Source organism: Corallincola luteus (assembly GCF_004336975.1).
Classification (GTDB): domain Bacteria; phylum Pseudomonadota; class Gammaproteobacteria; order Enterobacterales; family Neiellaceae; genus Corallincola; species Corallincola holothuriorum.
The window spans coordinates 202,415-220,416 of record NZ_SJXE01000002.1 but is presented as its reverse complement, the minus strand read 5'-3'; the positions used below and the strand labels follow the sequence as shown (position 1 = coordinate 220,416).

12 protein-coding genes are annotated in these 18,002 nt (G+C 50.2%); 9 read left to right on the top strand and 3 right to left on the bottom strand.

The window, feature by feature from the left end; translation table 11 throughout:
• Positions 1-90 precede the first annotated feature (90 nt).
• Positions 91-1,338, top strand: a complete 1,248-nt coding sequence (locus tag EZV61_RS07435) for a sensor histidine kinase (protein WP_131414840.1) — start codon at positions 91-93, stop codon at positions 1,336-1,338.
• Positions 1,316-1,837, top strand: a complete 522-nt coding sequence (locus EZV61_RS07430) for a response regulator transcription factor (protein WP_130566842.1) — start codon at positions 1,316-1,318, stop codon at positions 1,835-1,837. The genes EZV61_RS07435 and EZV61_RS07430 overlap by 23 nt, the downstream gene beginning before the upstream one ends.
• 73 nt (positions 1,838-1,910) lie before the next feature.
• Here EZV61_RS07430 and EZV61_RS07425 read toward each other — a convergent pair whose 3' ends face one another.
• The 3 genes from EZV61_RS07425 to EZV61_RS07415 form a co-directional block, all read right to left on the bottom strand.
• Positions 1,911-4,001, bottom strand: coding sequence for a TonB-dependent receptor (locus EZV61_RS07425; protein ID WP_131414839.1), 2,091 nt, complete (start codon positions 3,999-4,001; stop codon positions 1,911-1,913).
• Positions 4,002-4,179: 178 nt separating this feature from the next.
• Positions 4,180-6,156: a sensor domain-containing diguanylate cyclase gene (locus EZV61_RS07420; protein WP_131414838.1), complete on the bottom strand. Its 1,977-nt coding sequence runs from the start codon at positions 6,154-6,156 to the stop codon at positions 4,180-4,182.
• A gap of 85 nt (positions 6,157-6,241) precedes the next feature.
• A complete protein-coding gene (locus EZV61_RS07415; RefSeq protein ID WP_205695342.1) occupies positions 6,242-7,381 on the bottom strand; it encodes a MalY/PatB family protein in 1,140 nt (379 codons plus the stop codon).
• 89 nt (positions 7,382-7,470) lie between these two features.
• Here EZV61_RS07415 and EZV61_RS07410 point away from each other — a divergent pair, with 89 nt between their 5' ends.
• The 7 genes from EZV61_RS07410 to EZV61_RS07380 all read left to right on the top strand — a co-directional run bounded on the left by EZV61_RS07410 (position 7,471) and on the right by EZV61_RS07380 (position 17,993).
• On the top strand, positions 7,471-7,968 hold the full coding sequence (locus EZV61_RS07410) for a hypothetical protein (protein ID WP_131414837.1): 498 nt from the start codon (positions 7,471-7,473) through the stop codon (positions 7,966-7,968).
• Positions 7,969-8,182: 214 nt separating this feature from the next.
• Entirely contained in the window at positions 8,183-8,611 is a 429-nt protein-coding gene (locus EZV61_RS07405) for a DUF2059 domain-containing protein (RefSeq protein WP_158537986.1), read from the top strand.
• Between the two features lie 12 nt (positions 8,612-8,623).
• The gene (locus EZV61_RS07400; RefSeq protein WP_131414835.1) at positions 8,624-9,619 is read left to right on the top strand and encodes an alpha/beta fold hydrolase; all 996 of its coding nucleotides are present in this window, start codon (positions 8,624-8,626) and stop codon (positions 9,617-9,619) included.
• 31 nt (positions 9,620-9,650) lie between these two features.
• Positions 9,651-10,454, top strand: coding sequence for a Cof-type HAD-IIB family hydrolase (locus EZV61_RS07395; protein WP_158537985.1), 804 nt, complete (start codon positions 9,651-9,653; stop codon positions 10,452-10,454).
• Positions 10,455-10,653: 199 nt separating this feature from the next.
• Positions 10,654-11,112: a DUF4124 domain-containing protein gene (locus EZV61_RS07390; RefSeq protein ID WP_114337541.1), complete on the top strand. Its 459-nt coding sequence runs from the start codon at positions 10,654-10,656 to the stop codon at positions 11,110-11,112.
• A 176-nt stretch (positions 11,113-11,288) separates the two neighbouring features.
• Positions 11,289-12,848, top strand: a complete 1,560-nt coding sequence (locus EZV61_RS07385) for a response regulator (protein ID WP_131414834.1) — start codon at positions 11,289-11,291, stop codon at positions 12,846-12,848.
• A 24-nt stretch (positions 12,849-12,872) separates the two neighbouring features.
• Positions 12,873-17,993 carry a PAS domain S-box protein gene (locus EZV61_RS07380; RefSeq protein WP_131414833.1) on the top strand — a complete coding sequence of 1,707 codons (5,121 nt, stop codon included), beginning with the start codon at positions 12,873-12,875 and terminating at the stop codon, positions 17,991-17,993.
• The last annotated feature ends 9 nt before the right edge of the window (positions 17,994-18,002 follow it).

Below are 18,002 nucleotides of genomic sequence, written 5' to 3'. Positions count from 1 at the left end.
CGTTTTTATCGCCTAACTGAGGGGCTAGCAACCCCACCCCTCAGTTAAAGAGACACCTTTCTAACACTCGGCTTTGATGGAACTGCTGTGATGAAGAGCCAGTTCAGATACCTGCTGCTACTGCGTGCCAGTTTACTCATTCTTCTCAGCCTGTTGATGCTGCTGCCTGCAGAATGGCTCGGTTCAGGTAGTCAACAACCCATCGCCACCCTATTGATCGCCTCAGGCACTTTAGGATTAATCTTCACTGCGTGGGCGGTGCGTCATGGCCATGGATTAAATACCCTCCACCTGTTTATTCAACTGCTGCTGGACACCGCCTTGCTAACTTGTTGGCTTTGGTTCAGTGGCGGAGCCAGCAACGCCTTTGTTTCACTGTTGCTACTGCCCGTTGCACTCGCCGCAATCTGCCTACCCCGCTGGCTTCTGGCCTGGCTAACCATCGCCGCTTTGGGCGCTTACACCCTCTTGCTCTGGCAGCTCCCCACCAGTCATCACGGCCACCAGCAGATGCAAAGCCACTTCATTGGCATGTGGGTCACCTTCCTCGCCTCAGTACTGATGATCACGCTGTTGGTGGCCGGACTGGCAAAACGCCTACAGCACAAAGAAAAAACCATCGCCCTATTACGGGAAGAACAGCTGCGTCACGAACAACTACTGACGCTGGGGATCGCTTCAACTCAGGTAGTTCATCAATTTGCCACCCCACTCAATACCATGCAGTTAGTCGCTGAATCGCTACAAGAACGCTATCCAGACGAGGAGTTAGTGGCTGACTTGCAGCGCCCTCTCTCGCAATGCAGTCAACAGTTATCGCAGTTCCGAAAAACCGCACAGCAGAGCCAGATCCAGCAACAGCAACCCTGTTCGCTGATACAACTGATGAATCAGCTAAAAGAGCAAACCCTGTTGTCGCTGCCCGCCGCGCAGTTAACTTTGCCCACCCAGGTTCCGGCGCTAACTGTCATCGATGATCCCGCGCTGGTTCCCGCACTAATGAACCTTATCGCCAATGCGTTTCAGGCCAATCAGTACCACTGCGAAACAACCGCCGAAGTGATCATTAATTTTCAACGCGAAGCACAAGGCGTACGGATAGAGATCCGCGACTTCGGTCCCGGCATAGAGAACTCACAACTCACTCAATTGGGATTGGAACCGGTGCCAAGCAAGCAGGGCTTAGGGGTCTCTCTGCTGCTCAGTCATGCCACATTTGAACGTCTCGGTGGACATTTGACGATGGCGAACCACCCGCAGTGCGGTGCCATCGCCACTGTTTACCTGCCGATGGCAGAAGATCAGGAGGTAGAGAGTGACACGCCTGCTGATCATTGATGATGATCTCGATTTCAGCCGCATCGTTGCCAACAGGCTAAGTAGCCAAGGGTTCGATTGTGCCGCCACACACCATACCAGTGATGCGCTACTTGCCGCTCGGGAGCATCAGCCAGAATGCATTCTGTTAGATATGAAGCTAGCAGATGACAGCGGGCTGAACCTTATCGCACCACTCAGGCAGCTGTTACCTGACAGTCGCATCGTATTGCTTACCGGATACGCCAGTATTGCGACTGCCGTTGCAGCGATGAAAGCAGGTGCCGATGACTATCTGACCAAGCCCGCCGACACAGCCACTATGACAGCGGCCTTAACTGGCTGCAGACCCGCCCCCACCATGAGTGAGGCACCGATGTCACCGGAACGGCTTGAATGGGAACATATACAGCAGGTGTTAAAAGCCAACCTCGGCAACGTGTCTCATACCGCCAAGCAGCTCAATATGCATCGCAGAACGCTGCAGCGGAAACTAAAAAAACGCCCCGCATCAGAATAACGGGGCGGCCTAAAGGCTTAACTATCAAGCAACCGAATAGCTAAGCGTGAGAGTGGCAAAAGTTGCCGCAGAGCTAAAACAGGTAGTGTCCCTGAAGCCAAACGGTGCGACCCGTACCGGGTAATCGTTCTGCCAACGCCAGTTCGCTGCCGTTGACCCGGTTGTATCCCGCCAGATGATCCTGATAGGCGTGATCCAATAGATTTTCTACCCCGGCCCTCACTTCAACTCCGCTCTGCCATTGGTAATTAAGCTCAAAGCCGACAATGGCGTAACCGGCGGTGGTTTTTTCATTATTGGTAGCAGAGACATCATCCTGCGCAGCATAGCCATGCCACTGCAGCGCCATCTGCCACTGCGAGATCTCATATTGCAGGTAAACGCCCATATTCGGCGGCGCTATGCGGTAAAGGTTGTCATCAATATCCCGACGCTTGCCGCGGATATAGGTAGCTTGGCCACCTATTGTCCATGCGGTACTCAACAGCCCATACCAACTGAGATCAGCGCCATAAAGCTCGGCATCCAAATTACTAAACTGCAGCGGCTCCTCGGCACCCATCATGGCAGCCACATTGAGAACCGCATCATCGGTCACCGGTGTTCCCTGAATATAATCATCAATACGCTGGTAGAAAACGCGTGGTGAGATAAACCAATCGTCAGACAAGTAATCAAGCCCCAGATCGATCTGCCAGGCGGTTTCGGGGTCAAGATTAATATCACCGACATAGGTTTTTCCATCGGCCAAGCCCCCAGTGGACTGCATCGGTAACCACAAATAGCGCTCTTGATAAGCGGCGGCACGCTGCTTGATCCCCAGCCCGACCACCCCACGCCAGCGCGGAGCCAGTTGGTAACCAGTAACAAAGGCGATATCGGCCAACGTATCGTCAACGCTTTTATCCGCCTGATTAAAATCCTGCATCAAGCCGCCAATATTGGGGTTCATCATCGCCGCTGAATGGTAGATATCTCCGGCATCGGCTTCGACATATTTAACCCGCGCCCCCCCAAGCCAATCCCACCCTTGGCGACTGCCTTGCCACTCAACGAAAGCACCAAACCGGCGATCTTCCACATCATTAAAATTTTCCACCAAGAACATGGCATTATTAGGGTTGGTGATGGTGGCATCATGATTGGAGATCACGCCATCCAATCCGAAAAGCAGTGTTTGTGTCTGCTTCTGTTCGGTGTTTAATTCGTGCGCTAACGTTAATCGCCAATCAACACTGTCACTGGTCGCTTTGGTCTTACGGTATCTTTGTGGTGAGCTATTTTGTCGCAAGCGATAGTTATCCATCACATGATCCGCATCGGTATAACCCACCAGTGCCGTTACCTCGCCGAGCACAGTTTGATAGCCACCTTTCAACGCCATACGGTGGGTGCGAATGTAATCAATATCCATCGGTAAGGCGGGTGTACCGGCGTCCTTGGTGTCTAGATATTGATATTCCCCGCCCATGTAGCCGGCAGCGAGGCGATAGCGATAATCGACGCCACCAGAGCGCTTGTGGTATTCAGTGGGTTGGATATCACGGCCATCGCCATCCTCTTGGTCATCTCGGCCATACAGATCTTCAACGAACAACACCGCCCCATGATCTTGCGAACTCAGATGCAAACGCCCAGCCAGATCAGAGGCTCGGCCATTGTCTTGATAGCCAGCGCGGGTTTCACCATTAATCGCCAGATCTTGACCCATGGTAAAATCTGCTTGATACGCTTGCGAGCTAACCGCGCCCCCTAAGGTGTCCATACCGGCGCTGACTGGCGCAACACCGCGGAACACCTGCAACTGCTCAGTATTAATAGCGGGCGCATAGCTTAATGGCGCATCCATCGCATTAGGGCCTGCTCCCACCACCGGACGCCCCGCGACAGAGACGCTGACACGATCACCATACAGCCCGCGATATTGAGCGATCCCCGACACCGGACCATTCTTATTGACGTCAGCGCCAGGTATCGCTTTTAGCCAGTCGGCGACATCCGGGGTTGGGGTTGGCGCTTGTATTTCGCCCATCCACTGACCGACATGCCGCTGGCCGTGCACTTCAATATGTTCAATTTCGTCGGTTTCCCCGTAGGAGGGCGGAGACAAAAGGCACAGGCCAGTCGCAAGCAGGGGTGGCAACAACACGGCTTTGTTCATCATTGTTATTATGAAGTTTTTGAAATGTAAGGGAGTTGTAGCTATTTTCGATGCAGGTAATAGCGGCGGGCAATCAACAATCGACGAACTGCGACAACTTGTCGCAGTTCATTTTTCGATACTAACAGTGTAAATAGCTTAGGGCGTAAAAGCCGGAAGAAGCAGACACATCAGACAATACTCACTGTGCCTTTTTCGGCACGCCCGCCTCTGGTTGTAGTAGCTCAGCACTAACATGCACTTCAGCCGTGTGATTGATCTTGGCAAAGAAACTGCGGTTGCGCCCTGCGGCTTTGGCTTCATAGAGTGCTTGATCCGCTCGTTTTAGCAGATCACCCATATCATCGGTAGGCAGCGCCACGGTCAGTCCAAAACTAACCGTAAAGCGCGGTTCATCCAGTAACGCTGCCAACTTAAGACGAATACGCTCAATCAGTATCTCAGCGCCATCCCGGTGGGTCATTGGCAGCACAATCACAAACTCTTCACCACCGACTCGCGACAGACTGTCGCTTCTACGCAGCTGGCGCCGCACCTGATCACAACAGCGTACCAGCACCTGATCACCGACATCATGGCCAAAGTTGTCATTAATCGATTTAAATTTGTCGATATCAAACGTGGCCACCGCAAGAGGATGGCCATAACGGCGTTGACGAGCCAGCTCACTTTTCAGCAACTCGGTAAGATAGCGTCGATTCCAACAATGAGTCAGCGGATCTCGCAACGATTTCTCTCGTAATTCCACTTCTAAAAGCTTTTGCTCACTGAGGTCCAAGCAAGATCCGACATAATTAGTCACCCGACCACGTTTATCTTTTATCGCATGGATCTCCACCAACATAGGGTGGCTGCGCGCATCCGCTAACTGACACCATACTTCACCCCGCCAAAAGCCCTCTTTCAATAAACGCTTTACCATCAACGCATAAAAAGTGGGTTTATGCTCAGCGGACTTCAGCATATCTGGCAGCTGGCCAATAATTTCTGTTTCTTTATAACCAGTAATTCGCTCAAAACTGGGATTTACATCCTGCACGTGTCCTTGCTCATCGGTCACGATCACCGCAGACATCGATTCCACCATCGCTTGAGACAAACGCCGCTGATGCTGGGCTTTAGCCCGGCCGCCACCAATACCGCCAGCAATAATCGCGAGCAAAAATACTAAGCCAGCACTTATCGATAAGGTCACCAACATACTTTTGATTGGTTCCATGGCGGCCAACTGGACGGCATTATCAGAAATGCGGAGCACCAAATAAAAAGGCTTTCTAAATTTTCGTTCCGGATCGACACGGTTGTACACAAAAGTCGCATGATTACCGGTAAATACACCGCTATGGGTGCCCACGCCTTGAGATTTCACCGTTGCCCAGGCTTCCGGGTAATCATTTTGAAACTTGTGGTGACTGCGTGATGGATAGCGGTTGCCATAAATTTTTGTCATATCGTGGTGGAAGGTGTAGTACCCGTCCTGACTCACCATCATGGGCTCACCCACCACCATCTGCGGCAACGATCTTAGACGAGCAACGAGGCGATCGGCCTTCAACGTCAGCATTAAGTAACCGGCTTTTTTGCTGGCAAACTCTATCGGTGTAAACACCCGAATGGTCGCGTCTAATGGCACGACTGGTTCGTTTTTCTCATCTTCACGGAACTCAGGCGGGGGGTAGTATTTCTCATCAGAGCCTAGCTGTTGCACATAAGAAAACTCTAAAGAGTTAGCCCAATTAAATTTTTCCTCACTAGGTAAGCGTGTAATAGAGCCATCTTCGAGCCGATAACTGCCGACCAACTCCTGGCCTGTCAAATCGATTAGAGCGAGTTTTTGATAAGCGAGTCCCGCTTCTAATATGGCAACCCAGTGTGCTTCAACAGCATGTCGGCGCCCGGCAGTATCACGGATCAAATAATCCCTGACCAAACTGTGATGCGACAACAGCTCCAAGGTTTCGTTGATCAACTCAATCTTATTGTTGAGGACCAACTCCGCCACCGCCAATTTGTTCGCCGCATTACCAATCAAGGTATCCGTTTTCAGCGCTATCACTTTGTTGTAGCTTTGAAAACCGACAGCCACCACGAGCGCTTCAAGAACAATGAACGTCGCAAAAAAATAGCCGAAAAATGCGCCCCAAGAACGTCGCCTCATAAACCAACCACTCACTACCTATCGATTGCTAACCTACTGAATCAATAGTAGTAGAGAATGGCCGGCTACTCTGTGGCTTATGTCGTTAACGTTCCGCTAATGCGACCTGCATCCGCTTTATCGCTTGTTCAAGGGTGGCGTGGGTGCAACCAAAGTTCAAACGAATAAAAGAAGGTGCGCCAAAATCGCGTCCAGGGGATAAACCCACACCCGCTTTTTCAAAGAACTGATGAGGACAATCCAACTGCAGTTCGCTGGCATCAATCCAAGCCAAATAAGTCGCTTCGATATGCGCCAAAGACAACCCGGGCATCCCGGCGATCGCCTGCTGTAAACGATCTCGATTACCACGCAGATAATCTAACTGCGCAGACAACCATTCATCACCGTCACGGTATGCCGCTTCTGCAGCGGTATAACCCAACAGATTAATATCCGGCACAATACCTCTTTTGGCACGGATAAATTTTTGCCGCAGCTCTGGGTTAGGAATGATCGCAAATGAACAGGCTAAACCGGCAATATTAAAGGTCTTTGAAGGAGCCATTAGCGTCACGGTGCGCTGCGCTGCATCATCATTGAGGCTGGCGAATGGCACATGCTTTGCGTCTTCATCTAGCAGCAAGTCACAGTGAATGTCGTCGGAACAGACGGTCAACTGGAACTCTTCGGCCACTGCTCTAATAGCCTCCAGCTCGTCACGGGTATAAACGGTTCCCCCCGGATTATGTGGATTACACAGCAACAACAGCTCAGCATCGGCTGCTTGACGGCGCAGTTCATCCAGATCTAACTGCCAGCGACCATCAATCAATAGCATGGGGGTTTTAAGTAGCTTGCGCTTGGATAACAGCACCGACGACATAAACGGAGGATACACAGGCACTGGCGTGATCACCCCAGCCCCTTCACTGGCAAGAGAGCGGGTCGCCACATTCAAGCCACAAACCAGCCCGGGCAGATAAACAATCCAGTCAGCTTCGATCTGCCAATCATACAATCTAGCCATTCGCTCGATAATGGTCTGATTCAGCGACTCTGGCGCTAAGGTGTAACCAAAGACGCCATGGGAGATCCGTTGATGCAATGCATCCATCACCGCTTGGGGAGCACGAAAATCGGTATCAGCCACCCACATAGGTAAAATATCTTGTCCCTGGTAACGATCCCACTTCTGACTGGCCGTCTGTAAGCGATCGACCGGCGTATCAAATAAGTTTCTCATCGACATTCCTCATATTTATTCCTTGCATGATAAGGAGTGTGGTGGCAAAAGTGTACCGTGGAAATAATAACTATTACTTGGAAATCACAATGCTCTGGATCGTCGTGAGTTTTGGTCTGTTCGTTGTTCTATCACTGTACCTCTATACCCGCTCAGAAGTATTAAAACGGGATCTTCATCTTTCCCGCCGTCAACTGCGGCAAGCGGTTGGCAATAGCCACAATCGCGATCAATTCTGTTTACTGCTGGTGAAAGAGGTGCAGCAGCTTTGCCTTTATCAACTGAAGCGTCAACCAGCGACTGATGACACCCCATGGCGACTGCTGTTACTGGAAAAGCTTATCGACGTATGCAGTGAAGAGATGCAACGTAAGACCAAACCCAGTGAGCTATTCATTGTGCATGAAAAACGTGGTCTAAATGCCATCTCGCTGGAACAGTGGCCGCATTTTATTGCCAGACAACCCGAAGAGTTTCAGCATCTTTGGCGCCAGGACAATGGCGAAGCATTCATACAATGTTGTCGTATGCTTGCCCAGCAGAACGCCAAATCGGATCGCCCCGCAAGCCAAACCATTGCGGTATAAATTCAATCAATATCCTTCATACTAGGTAGCAATTGACCGCGACAAAGGTTCGCGGTTACTCTGCCCTGTCAATTGCCTGATCCATTACCTAATCAGAGGCCATATGTCCCGCTATCTCGTTATTTTTTGCACGCTTTTTTTCGTTTTTTCAGCCTCAATTCAAGCTGAAACTGACACCGACTCAACCATACCGGCAGAGAAACGAGCGGCAATCATGAAGCTGATGGAGATCACTGGCTCAGATCAGATGGGTAAGATGTTCGCCGATATGTTTATCAAGCAAAGTGCAGCCGCCATGCAGCTGGCCTACCCAGATATTCCCGCTCGCGCCATTGATGTCATTGCTGATGAAGTTAATCAAGTCGTCGACGAAGAGGTCGCCAAAGGCGAGCTACAACGCTCACTCATGCCTGTATACCATCGCCATTTCACGCTCGAAGAGCTAAACGTATTGCTCGCTTTTTACGAGTCGCCAACAGGGCAAAAATCGATCCGCATCATGCCGCAGTTAACGCAAGAGAGCACATTGATTGGTCAGGCTTGGGCACAGCAACTTAGCGGTAAATTGCAATTGCGCCTCAGCCAGCGCTTCCAGCAAGAGGGTCTGCTACCCTCAGCTAATAAGCCTGCAGCAACAGAATAACCGGAATGGCTAATGCTATCTGAATCTCAACTGAACGCAGCGCAAGCGGAGTCGATCCAAGCGGAATTGGAGCAGATTGTCTGTCGCGGGCGCTTCGCTGGGATCAATGAGATTGCATTAGATTGGGCCTGTTACCACCCCGAAGGCGCCACCGAGGTCGTACTGGTGGTCAACGGGCGAATAGAAAGCCATTACAAATATTGGGAAACCATCGCTGAACTGGTCACCGCTGGCTATGCCGTTTTTACCTATGACCACCGTGGCCAAGGTGCTTCGCAGCGGATGACGCAAAACCCACACAAAGGTTACGTCGAAGCATTTCACTATTACAGTGACGATCTCCACCAGCTCTGCCAACATGAGTTATGGCCACGACAGTACCAGCAGACTCACTTACTGTGCCACTCAATGGGCTGCTGTGTCGCCGCTCACTACCTGATTGCCCATGCGCCTCATATCTGTAGTGTTGCATTTTGTTCGCCGATGTTTCAGATCCACAGTGGCAAAATACCTGAGTTCTTGGCCAAGCAATTAGTAAACAGCTGGGCTTTCTGCAGCCGATTATGCTGCCACCTATTTGGCGGTGAACCCGGTTATTTTCTGTTTGGCTCCAATTACAAAGACAAGCCCTTTAACAACAATCTGCTCAGTCACAGTAGCGCCCGCTACCAACTATTTCGCGCCCTTTACCAATCTCGTCCTGAATTACAGCTAGGCAGCCCAACGCCACAATGGGTCGAAGAAGCCGTGCAGGCCTGCGCTGCCGTGCTGCAGCATGCACACAAAATACGCCTGCCCATCCTTATTCTGGAAGCAGGTGATGATGAGATAGTCGACCGGCGAGGTATCGTCGCCTTTACCGCCGCAGCGCAAGAGTGTCGACACCACTGTATCGATGGGGCTAAGCACGAGCTACTGATCGAAGCGGACCAATTTCGTCAGCCAACGATGCAAGCCATACTCTCATTTTTTGCCCAAAATAGCGCCAAAGCGGGGCTTCAACACTAAACTTAACTAATCCATGTTGTTGCGGAGTACCATGATGATAAAAGCGATCGTTTCAGATCTTGACGGTACCTTACTAAACGACCATCACACCGTTGGCGACTACACCCAACGCGTATTGAATGCATTGACTCAGGAAAAAGGGATGAAATTGATCCTTGCCTCCGGTCGTCACTGGGCGGATGTCGAAATGATCCGGCAAAAGCTCAACATGGAGATTTTTCTCATCACCAGCAACGGCTCTCGCGTCCACAATCGTGAGGGACAGTGCATCTTTCGCCATGACATTCCCGCACCACTGGTTGAATCTCTGCTACAAGAGCAATTTTCAGACAATATTAAGATCAATATCTATCAAGATGACAACTGGTGGGTGACGCGCCCACACCCGGAAATATTAGAATTTCATAAGGATTCCGGCTTTAAATATCAGATTGTGGCTCACGAAAAGCTGCCAACATCGAATGTCGCCAAGCTATTTTGGTTAGGTGAACACGAAGAGCTGCTCGCACTGGAAAGCCGTCTAAAAGCCACCCATGGTGACGCCCTCAGTATTGCGTTCAGTTTACCTATCTGCCTGGAAGTCATGGCTGGGGGCGTTTCCAAAGGAGAAGCACTGAAAGTGGTAATGGATGCCAAAGGCCTGACAAGCGATCAAGTCGTTGCCTTTGGCGATGGCCTCAACGATCAACAACTCCTTGAAGTTGCAGGTCATGGCGCCATTATGGCCAACGGCTCAGACGAATTAAAACGCAGGCTACCAGGCCTCCCGGTGATAGGCAGTCATGTCGATGAAGCCGTCGCCCACTACTTGAGCGAGCACTTCTTAAGCCAATGATTAGTGCTGGGTTTGCACGCCAAACGCAACATCACTAATAAAGAGCTCACTTAAATGCCGTGATGATTGCCGCATTTTGTTACAACTTCTTCACAAACTGGCTCAAATTTGAGCTGAATTATGGTATTTTTAGCCGAACCACGTGCATCATACGTGTAATTACCAGTTTGTATTGATTCATCAGATTCAGGAAGTCGACATGCTTCGGTTGTTAGTAATGCTTTGCCTCGCTTTCTCGCCACTGGCACAAGCAAAGATATATCAGTGCCAAGATGGTTCATTTCAAGACACGCCCTGTGCCGACGCACCAGGCAGTGAAGTCAATGTACTGGCATCACCAGGTAGCAAACCCAAGGCAGAAATTTGGGGTGGGCTAGATGAGCCTGCAGAGTCTGACGGGCAAGTAGTCCACACCACCAAAGGCCATCAATGCCAAATGGACTATCAAACCCGCTCCGCAATCAAAGACGGTATCCGTGCTTGGACAGTTCGTCGTTGCATGACGATGGCGCAGGTGCGGAAAGTGAGTCGCGGTCTCGACTTCCGTGAGTACAGCCACGTCAATGGTGAAGGCTCAGAAGTTGTAGAATGGGTATTTCAGGATTACCGCCCGCAACGCGTGGTATTTATTGAAGGCTTGGTCGTGGATATGCGCTAACGCGCGTATCCTTCATTCCCCGTTATTTATCACCACTTAATCTGCAAACTCAGCTCACATCTCCCTCGATCAAGCTTGAAAAAATGCCTTGATCAACAATACTTTCCCTACACTAATCAATAATCTTCTTTGATATTGAATAATCAGGTTGAACCACGTTTCGCGGGAGAGTATTCATGCTGATGCCAATGCATCTCGATAATCAAACCATTATCGCCATGGTGGTCGATAATATGGAAGCGATGCGCAAAATCACCAGCGAACAATTACGCAAACTAGGGGTAAAAGAGGTGATCCACGCCAAAAACGGCGCTGATGCTCTATTACAACTAACCAAACGCCGAGTAAACATCATTCTTAGCGACTGGAACATGCCGCAAATGAGTGGCTTTGAGCTACTAGAGCAGGTAAAGGAAAACCCTTCAACCGCGAATATTCCCTTTATTTTGATCACTGCCGATGCGGAACGCGAGCATGTACAGCAAGCGATTCAGATGGGAGTGACCGACCTACTGGTAAAACCCTTTACCACTGGAGACTTAAGAAACCGTGTAATCAAAGCGCTCACCGATAAGCCAAAAGCCGCTAAAATACGACGCTCAGCCTCAGAACAGAAAGCCGCCGGTAGCTCAGCAGACGTCAAACAAAGTAACGCCCAACCAACCATTTTAGTGGTCGATGACACCCCAGATAATTTAATGTTGATCTCCGGATTACTAAAAGACACCTATCGTCTTTTATTGGTCAAAGATGGCGCCAAAGCGATCGAAATCACCCAATCAGATACGCCCCCCGACCTCGTACTGCTCGATATTATGATGCCGAAAATAAGTGGCTATGACGTTTTGCGCGCCATGCGGCAACATCCGCAGTCAGAAAATATTCCTGTCATTTTAATCACCGCCCTCCACGACATAGAGCATCAACTGAAAGGGTTCGACCTAGGCGCTGTTGATTACGTTAAAAAACCGATTGAGCCACAGCTTTTAAAGCTACGGGTACGTAACTTAATGAGTTACGTCATGCATCATAAGCAGTTGCAGGATGACTATGACACCATGCTCGAAAATCGTGAGTTACAAGATGAAGTGGAACGGATCCTGAAGAACGATCTCACGTCGCCATTAGATGACATCATCAAACTCGCCGAACAGATCGGTACCCAGCGAGGCATTGGCCCTGACATCAAAGAGAAAGCGATGCAGATCGATGAGATGGCACTGCATATCTTGAATATGGTGAATCTCTCATCCGAACTTTACAAAGTTGAATCGGGTCAATTCACACTAAAACCCAAACCCTTTCAACTCTTACCCTTGTTGGAGAAGCTGTTTGAGCAGGCAAAAAACAGCTACGCCTCAAAACGTCTCATGCTGTTTCTCAACCATGATGAAGAGGACTTGTCATTAAAAGCCAATGCCGATCCGCTTTGGTGTTACTCAATTTTTTATAATTTGATCCGCTTTGCCTGTGAATCGGCACCAGATAAAACTCAGGTATCTTTGACACTCAGGGCACGGCAGCAACTCGAGGTGATCATCAATTTCTCCGGTGTTTTGACTGCTCAGCAACAAGCAACGCTGTGGCAAAAAAATGCCAAACATCAACATGCTATCGGTAATTACACCGCCAGACTACTCACCGAGGCGCAAAGTGGCCGAGTGGAAAGCTCCAGCGATGAGATCAATGACAACACCAGCATCATGATCGCGCTGCCACAGGCTGCTTCACGATAATGACCATGTCGGGAGCTATCTCTCATGCCAGTTGAGGTGATCTTCGGCCTCGGTATCTTGCTGTTGCTAGCACTGCTGGTTAATGCTGCACTGCTATATCGTTCAACGGTACGCGCTGTGACTACACATCGCAGTGGCCAACGCTCCAAACTGCTCGCCAGTACTGCCATTTTGTTACTACTCGCCCTGATTCTGCTGATCACCCAAGCCGGCTTAGCGACATCTAAAAAACGGATGCAAAATCAGGCGGTGGATACACTGGCGGCCGTGACTGACACCATGGAAGCTGCCCTGGTCAGCTGGTTGGATGGTTGGAAATTCCGGGCGACATCCGTGACCGGCTTTCCTCGCTTTAAACATCTGACAGCTGATTTACTGAAAGTACCGCCTAACGCGATAGCACTAAAACAAAGTGCACCGCTGCAGACCCTACGGGATATGTTCCAGCGTGTTCGCGATAGTTATGGTGATATGGGCTTCTTCATTATCAGTCCAAACCGAATAAACATCGGCTCGATGCGGGACGATAATCTGGGCCAGATTAATATCATCGACCATTATCACAGCTATTTACTTGCCCGCGCTTTCAACGGCGAGACTGTGCTTATTCCCCCGATGCAGACTGACGTGGCCTTGCCTACGAAGAGCGGGGAGCTAAGCCATAATGTTGCGACCATGTTTATTGCCTCACCGATAAGAGATGATAGTGGCGAAGTCATCGCAGTGTTGACCTTGCGTATCGACCCTATCGGTGAGTTTCGTTCTCTCACGGTCAGCGGCCAATTCGGCAGTTCGGGGGAATCCTACTTTGTCAGTGATGATGGACGTATGCTTTCCCCTAGCCGATTTGAACCCTCACTCCAGGCCATGGGGCTGTTGGCAGAAGATACCAGTTCGGTGCTCAACGTTACCCTAAACAATCCTGGCCGAGATCTCCACGATGCTCCCCTACAACCATCAGAACGAGACTCTCTTCCGCTATCCTTCAGCGCAGCGCAGATCGCTGCGCAGAGTACCGGTAGCCATAGCGAAGGCTATATGGATTATCGCGGGATCCAGGTGCTGGGCGCATGGCGCTGGGTCGACGAATTGGGCTTCGGAGTCGTCACTGAGATCGATCGTAATGAGGTATTAGAAGGCTATCTAGAGCTGAGAAACATTATCTCCGTCATCATTGTCTGTATTCTATTGCTATGTCTGATGATGGCATTACTCATCTTTTGGATAGGTCGCGAGGTCACCCTAAAGCTGCAGCAAGCCAATGCCCAACTCGAACACAACGTAGCTGAACGAACCTCCGATCTCAAAGACCGCGAAAATATGCTGTGGACGTTGTATGAATACTCCCCTGTCGCCTATGCCAGCCTCAACAGCGATGGTGGTTTTATTAAGCACAACGCGGCCTTTGCCGAACTGCTCGGTTATGACCGTCATGAATTTGAGCGTCTGACTTGGAACAACTTGTTACCCCCAACACAAGTCGAGGCAACGGATACCGCCTTTGATCACCTCGCTGCAGGCGACGAGATAAAAGATAAAGATGTCATACTACTGCGGCACGACAACACCAAGGTGACTGTCTCGCTGTCGGTAAAACCGACCGAAAACAGCAACGAATTGAACCTCTCTGCGTTAGATCTCTCAGCCCGAGAACAAGTCTTACAGCAACTTTCAGCCAGCGAATACCAGTTCCGAACCCTGACAGAGAACCTGCAAGGCGCCATCTTCCGCTATGAAATACACAACAATAATCTGGCACATGCCAACGCCGTCTATATCAGTCCACGCTGGCAAGAGATCATCGGTTTTCCAGCAGAAGACTACCTTGGCAGTCAACCAAAGCGGAAGCTGTCGGAACTCATAATCACGGAAGATCAACACATCATTCCGCAAGCGTTATTCATATCCCAAAAAGAGCGCAAGCCGACCGATGTAACAATAAGACTGCACCGAGGTGGTGATGCCAATGACATGAGGATTGTCAGCATCAGTGCGTCATTCAATTTTGACGAACAGGGTATAGCAACCCTGTTCGATGGCACCATGTTCGACATTACCGAGCAACAACAGCTGCAACTAAAGCAGCAAGAGAGCGATGCGCGAATACGCAATATTCTGGAAACCGTTCCTGACGGTATCATCGTTATTAACCAACAAGGGATAGTCGAAACATTCAGCCCTGCCGCCGAACGTATGTTTGGCTATGCCGCCTCAGAGGTGGAAGGACAAAATGTTTCCATGCTGATGCCCGCAGACATCGCAATTCAGCACGATAATATTTTAGCCAATTACTATCCTGGCAAACCCTCTAGCGTCGTTAACAATGAACGTGAAGTGACAGGTAAAACTAAAGCTGATGAAGAGTTTCCGATGAGCCTGATGGTTGGCAAATCAACTCGAAATGACCAGCTCAGCTTCACCGGTATTGTCAGAGACATCACTAAGCGCAAACAAGCAGAGGACAAACTGAAAGAGAGCGAAGACCGACTTGATGCCGCTTCATCAGGGGCCGGTCTTGGGGTCTGGGATTACTATCCCACCCAAAATATCGTCATGGTCAATCAACATTTCGCTCATATGCTGGGCTATTCAGCCAAAGAGCTCCTGGTTTCCAACGAGAAATGGTCAAGTATCAAAGGGGGACATCAAGGCCTGCAGCAGGTGATCCACCCTGATGACAGAAGCATTAACGATGAACATTTAGCTGAACTAAAAAGAGATCCCAGCGCCCCTTATCAGAGCGAGATCAGACTAAAGCAAAAAGATGGTCAATACCGCTGGTTTTTAAACGTTGGTCAGGTCTCACGCAAAGATAGTCGAGGCTACCCAGTACGATTCAGCGGTGTATTTCTGAATATTCAAAAGCAAAAAGAGCTACAAGCGGAGACCTCCAAGGCAAAAGAGATAGCAGACTCAGAACGACAACGGGCAGAAGAGGCTAATCAGGCGAAAAGTGACTTTCTCGCCAATATGAGCCACGAAATCCGCACCCCAATGAACGCGATCATCGGCATGTCGCATTTGGCCCTGCAAACAGAGCTCAGTCATAAACAAAGAAACTATATTGAAAAAGTGCATCGCTCTTCAGAAGCGCTGTTGGGCATCATCAATGACATCTTAGACTTCTCGAAAATCGAAGCTGGCAAGCTGGATATTGAATTGATCCCATTTCGTCTCGAAGACGTGCTAGATGGTTTAGCCAATCTTGTTGGGCTTAAAGCTGAAGAAAAAGAGCTGGAATTGCTGTTCGATATTGAGCCTGACCTGCCCACAGCACTGATAGGTGACCCCCTGCGTTTAGGGCAGATCCTAACAAACCTGGGTAACAACGCAGTGAAGTTCACCGAGTCTGGCGAGATAGTGATCTCAGTAAATAGCAGTAAGCTCAGCGATGACTCAGCCACTCTCTCTTTCGCTATCAGAGACACTGGCATAGGGATGACGGACGCACAGCAAGCCAAGCTGTTTCAACCCTTTACCCAGGCCGACAGCTCCACCAATCGGAAGTACGGTGGCACAGGACTGGGGCTGGCCATCTGCCGCAAATTAACAGAGTTGATGGGCGGCGAGATCAGCTTACAAAGCCAACCAGACGTTGGCAGTACATTTAGCTTTACCCTGACATTTCAAAGACAACAGGTGGAGCTCGCCCCCACACGAGCTGGCGAAGATGCCGTGGCCAAGCTCAATATCCTGGTGGTTGACGACAATGCTTCAGCCAGAGAGATCCTTTGCAGCCAGCTATCCCGCTTTGGTTGCCAAGTAGATGCTGTAAACAGTGGTCAGCTGGCCATTGAAGCCCTCCAGCAACAGAGTTATCAATTGGTCTTGATGGACTGGCGCATGCCTGCCATCGATGGTGTAGAAACAGTGAGAAGAATACAAAATTCCACACTCATCGAGCCGCAGCCAAAAATTATTATGATCACCGCTTATGGCCGCGAAGAGTTATCTGCCGCCGCCCATGGTATAGAGTTTCACGGCCTACTCACCAAACCCCTGACCCCCTCATCACTGCTTGATGCGCTCATGCTGGCAATGGGGCACCAGGTCGCCGACATTAGCCGCCACCAGCAGCGGCAAGGGCTCTCGCTTGACGCGATAGACAGATTGCGAGGCGCGAACGTTTTGGTCGTCGAAGACAACGAAGTCAACCAGGAGCTGATTGAGGAGCTACTGACACAACAACAGATCAAGGTATCCCTGGCAAATCACGGTGAACATGCATTAGAACTGCTCAATGAGACCAGCTTTGATGGGATCCTGATGGATTGCCAGATGCCGGTGATGGACGGCTACACCACCACCACTCTGATCCGCCAGAATCCGGAATGGAAGAGCTTACCTATTCTCGCCTTAACCGCCAACGCCATGGCGGGAGACCGTGAGAAAGCAATCAAAGCGGGTATGAACGACCACATTCCAAAACCGATTGATGTACAAGAGATGTTCACCACAATGGCACGCTGGATCACACCGGCGACACCGATCCAACGGCAACCGGAAACTACTGAGACAGCTGGTGCTGACGCAGAAGCTATGCCCATACCGGAGATCGCTGGTGTGAACATCCAAGAGGGGTTAGCCCATACTCAGGGAAACCATTCGCTCTATCTCAGATTACTCTCAAGGTTCGCCACGAGTCAGGCGGCGATGCCAACTCGCTACCGCGATGCTTGGCAGCAAAATAATCAAGAAGCTGCAGTAAGGGAAGCGCACACGCTAAAAGGTTTGGCCGGCAGCATTGGCGCCTCACAACTCGCCGAGCAAGCGACATTGCTGGAAACTGCAGCACTGGCAGGTGATGTAGCCGAAGAGTTAGCCCAAGAGGTTGAATCTCAGCTTGAACCGCTGATAGCGGCACTTAGTGCATTAAATAGTGATAGTGCTGAACAAACGACCGGATCGGCAGAGGCCGCTCCTATCGACAAGAAGCTCGCAGAGGAAATCCTCAACCAATTGGCTGAGTTGGTGAGTAATTATGATGCCGATGCCGGTGATTATCTCGCTGAAAACAAAGCGGTATTACAAGGCAACACGCTACAACCGCTGATCAACAAGCTCAGCAATGCTATCGATGAATATGAATTTGAAACCGCTCAGGCAGTCGTAGAGCAGATGAAACAAGTGATCATTTCGCCGTAACTGACGGCG

Bases quoted from the DNA above. Each gene is read 5' to 3' on its own strand.
- EZV61_RS07420 (WP_131414838.1), bottom strand. From the start codon at position 6,156: ATGAGGCGACGTTCTTGGGGCGCATTTTTCGGCTATTTTTTTGCGACG.
- EZV61_RS07400 (WP_131414835.1), top strand. From the start codon at position 8,624: ATGCTATCTGAATCTCAACTGAACGCAGCGCAAGCGGAGTCGATCCAA.
- EZV61_RS07380 (WP_131414833.1), top strand. From the start codon at position 12,873: ATGCCAGTTGAGGTGATCTTCGGCCTCGGTATCTTGCTGTTGCTAGCA.
- EZV61_RS07425 (WP_131414839.1), bottom strand. From the start codon at position 4,001: ATGATGAACAAAGCCGTGTTGTTGCCACCCCTGCTTGCGACTGGCCTG.
- EZV61_RS07385 (WP_131414834.1), top strand. From the start codon at position 11,289: ATGCTGATGCCAATGCATCTCGATAATCAAACCATTATCGCCATGGTG.
- EZV61_RS07405 (WP_158537986.1), top strand. From the start codon at position 8,183: ATGAAGCTGATGGAGATCACTGGCTCAGATCAGATGGGTAAGATGTTC.
- EZV61_RS07390 (WP_114337541.1), top strand. From the start codon at position 10,654: ATGCTTCGGTTGTTAGTAATGCTTTGCCTCGCTTTCTCGCCACTGGCA.
- EZV61_RS07395 (WP_158537985.1), top strand. From the start codon at position 9,651: ATGATGATAAAAGCGATCGTTTCAGATCTTGACGGTACCTTACTAAAC.
- EZV61_RS07415 (WP_205695342.1), bottom strand. From the start codon at position 7,381: ATGAGAAACTTATTTGATACGCCGGTCGATCGCTTACAGACGGCCAGT.
- EZV61_RS07410 (WP_131414837.1), top strand. From the start codon at position 7,471: ATGCTCTGGATCGTCGTGAGTTTTGGTCTGTTCGTTGTTCTATCACTG.
- EZV61_RS07435 (WP_131414840.1), top strand. From the start codon at position 91: ATGAAGAGCCAGTTCAGATACCTGCTGCTACTGCGTGCCAGTTTACTC.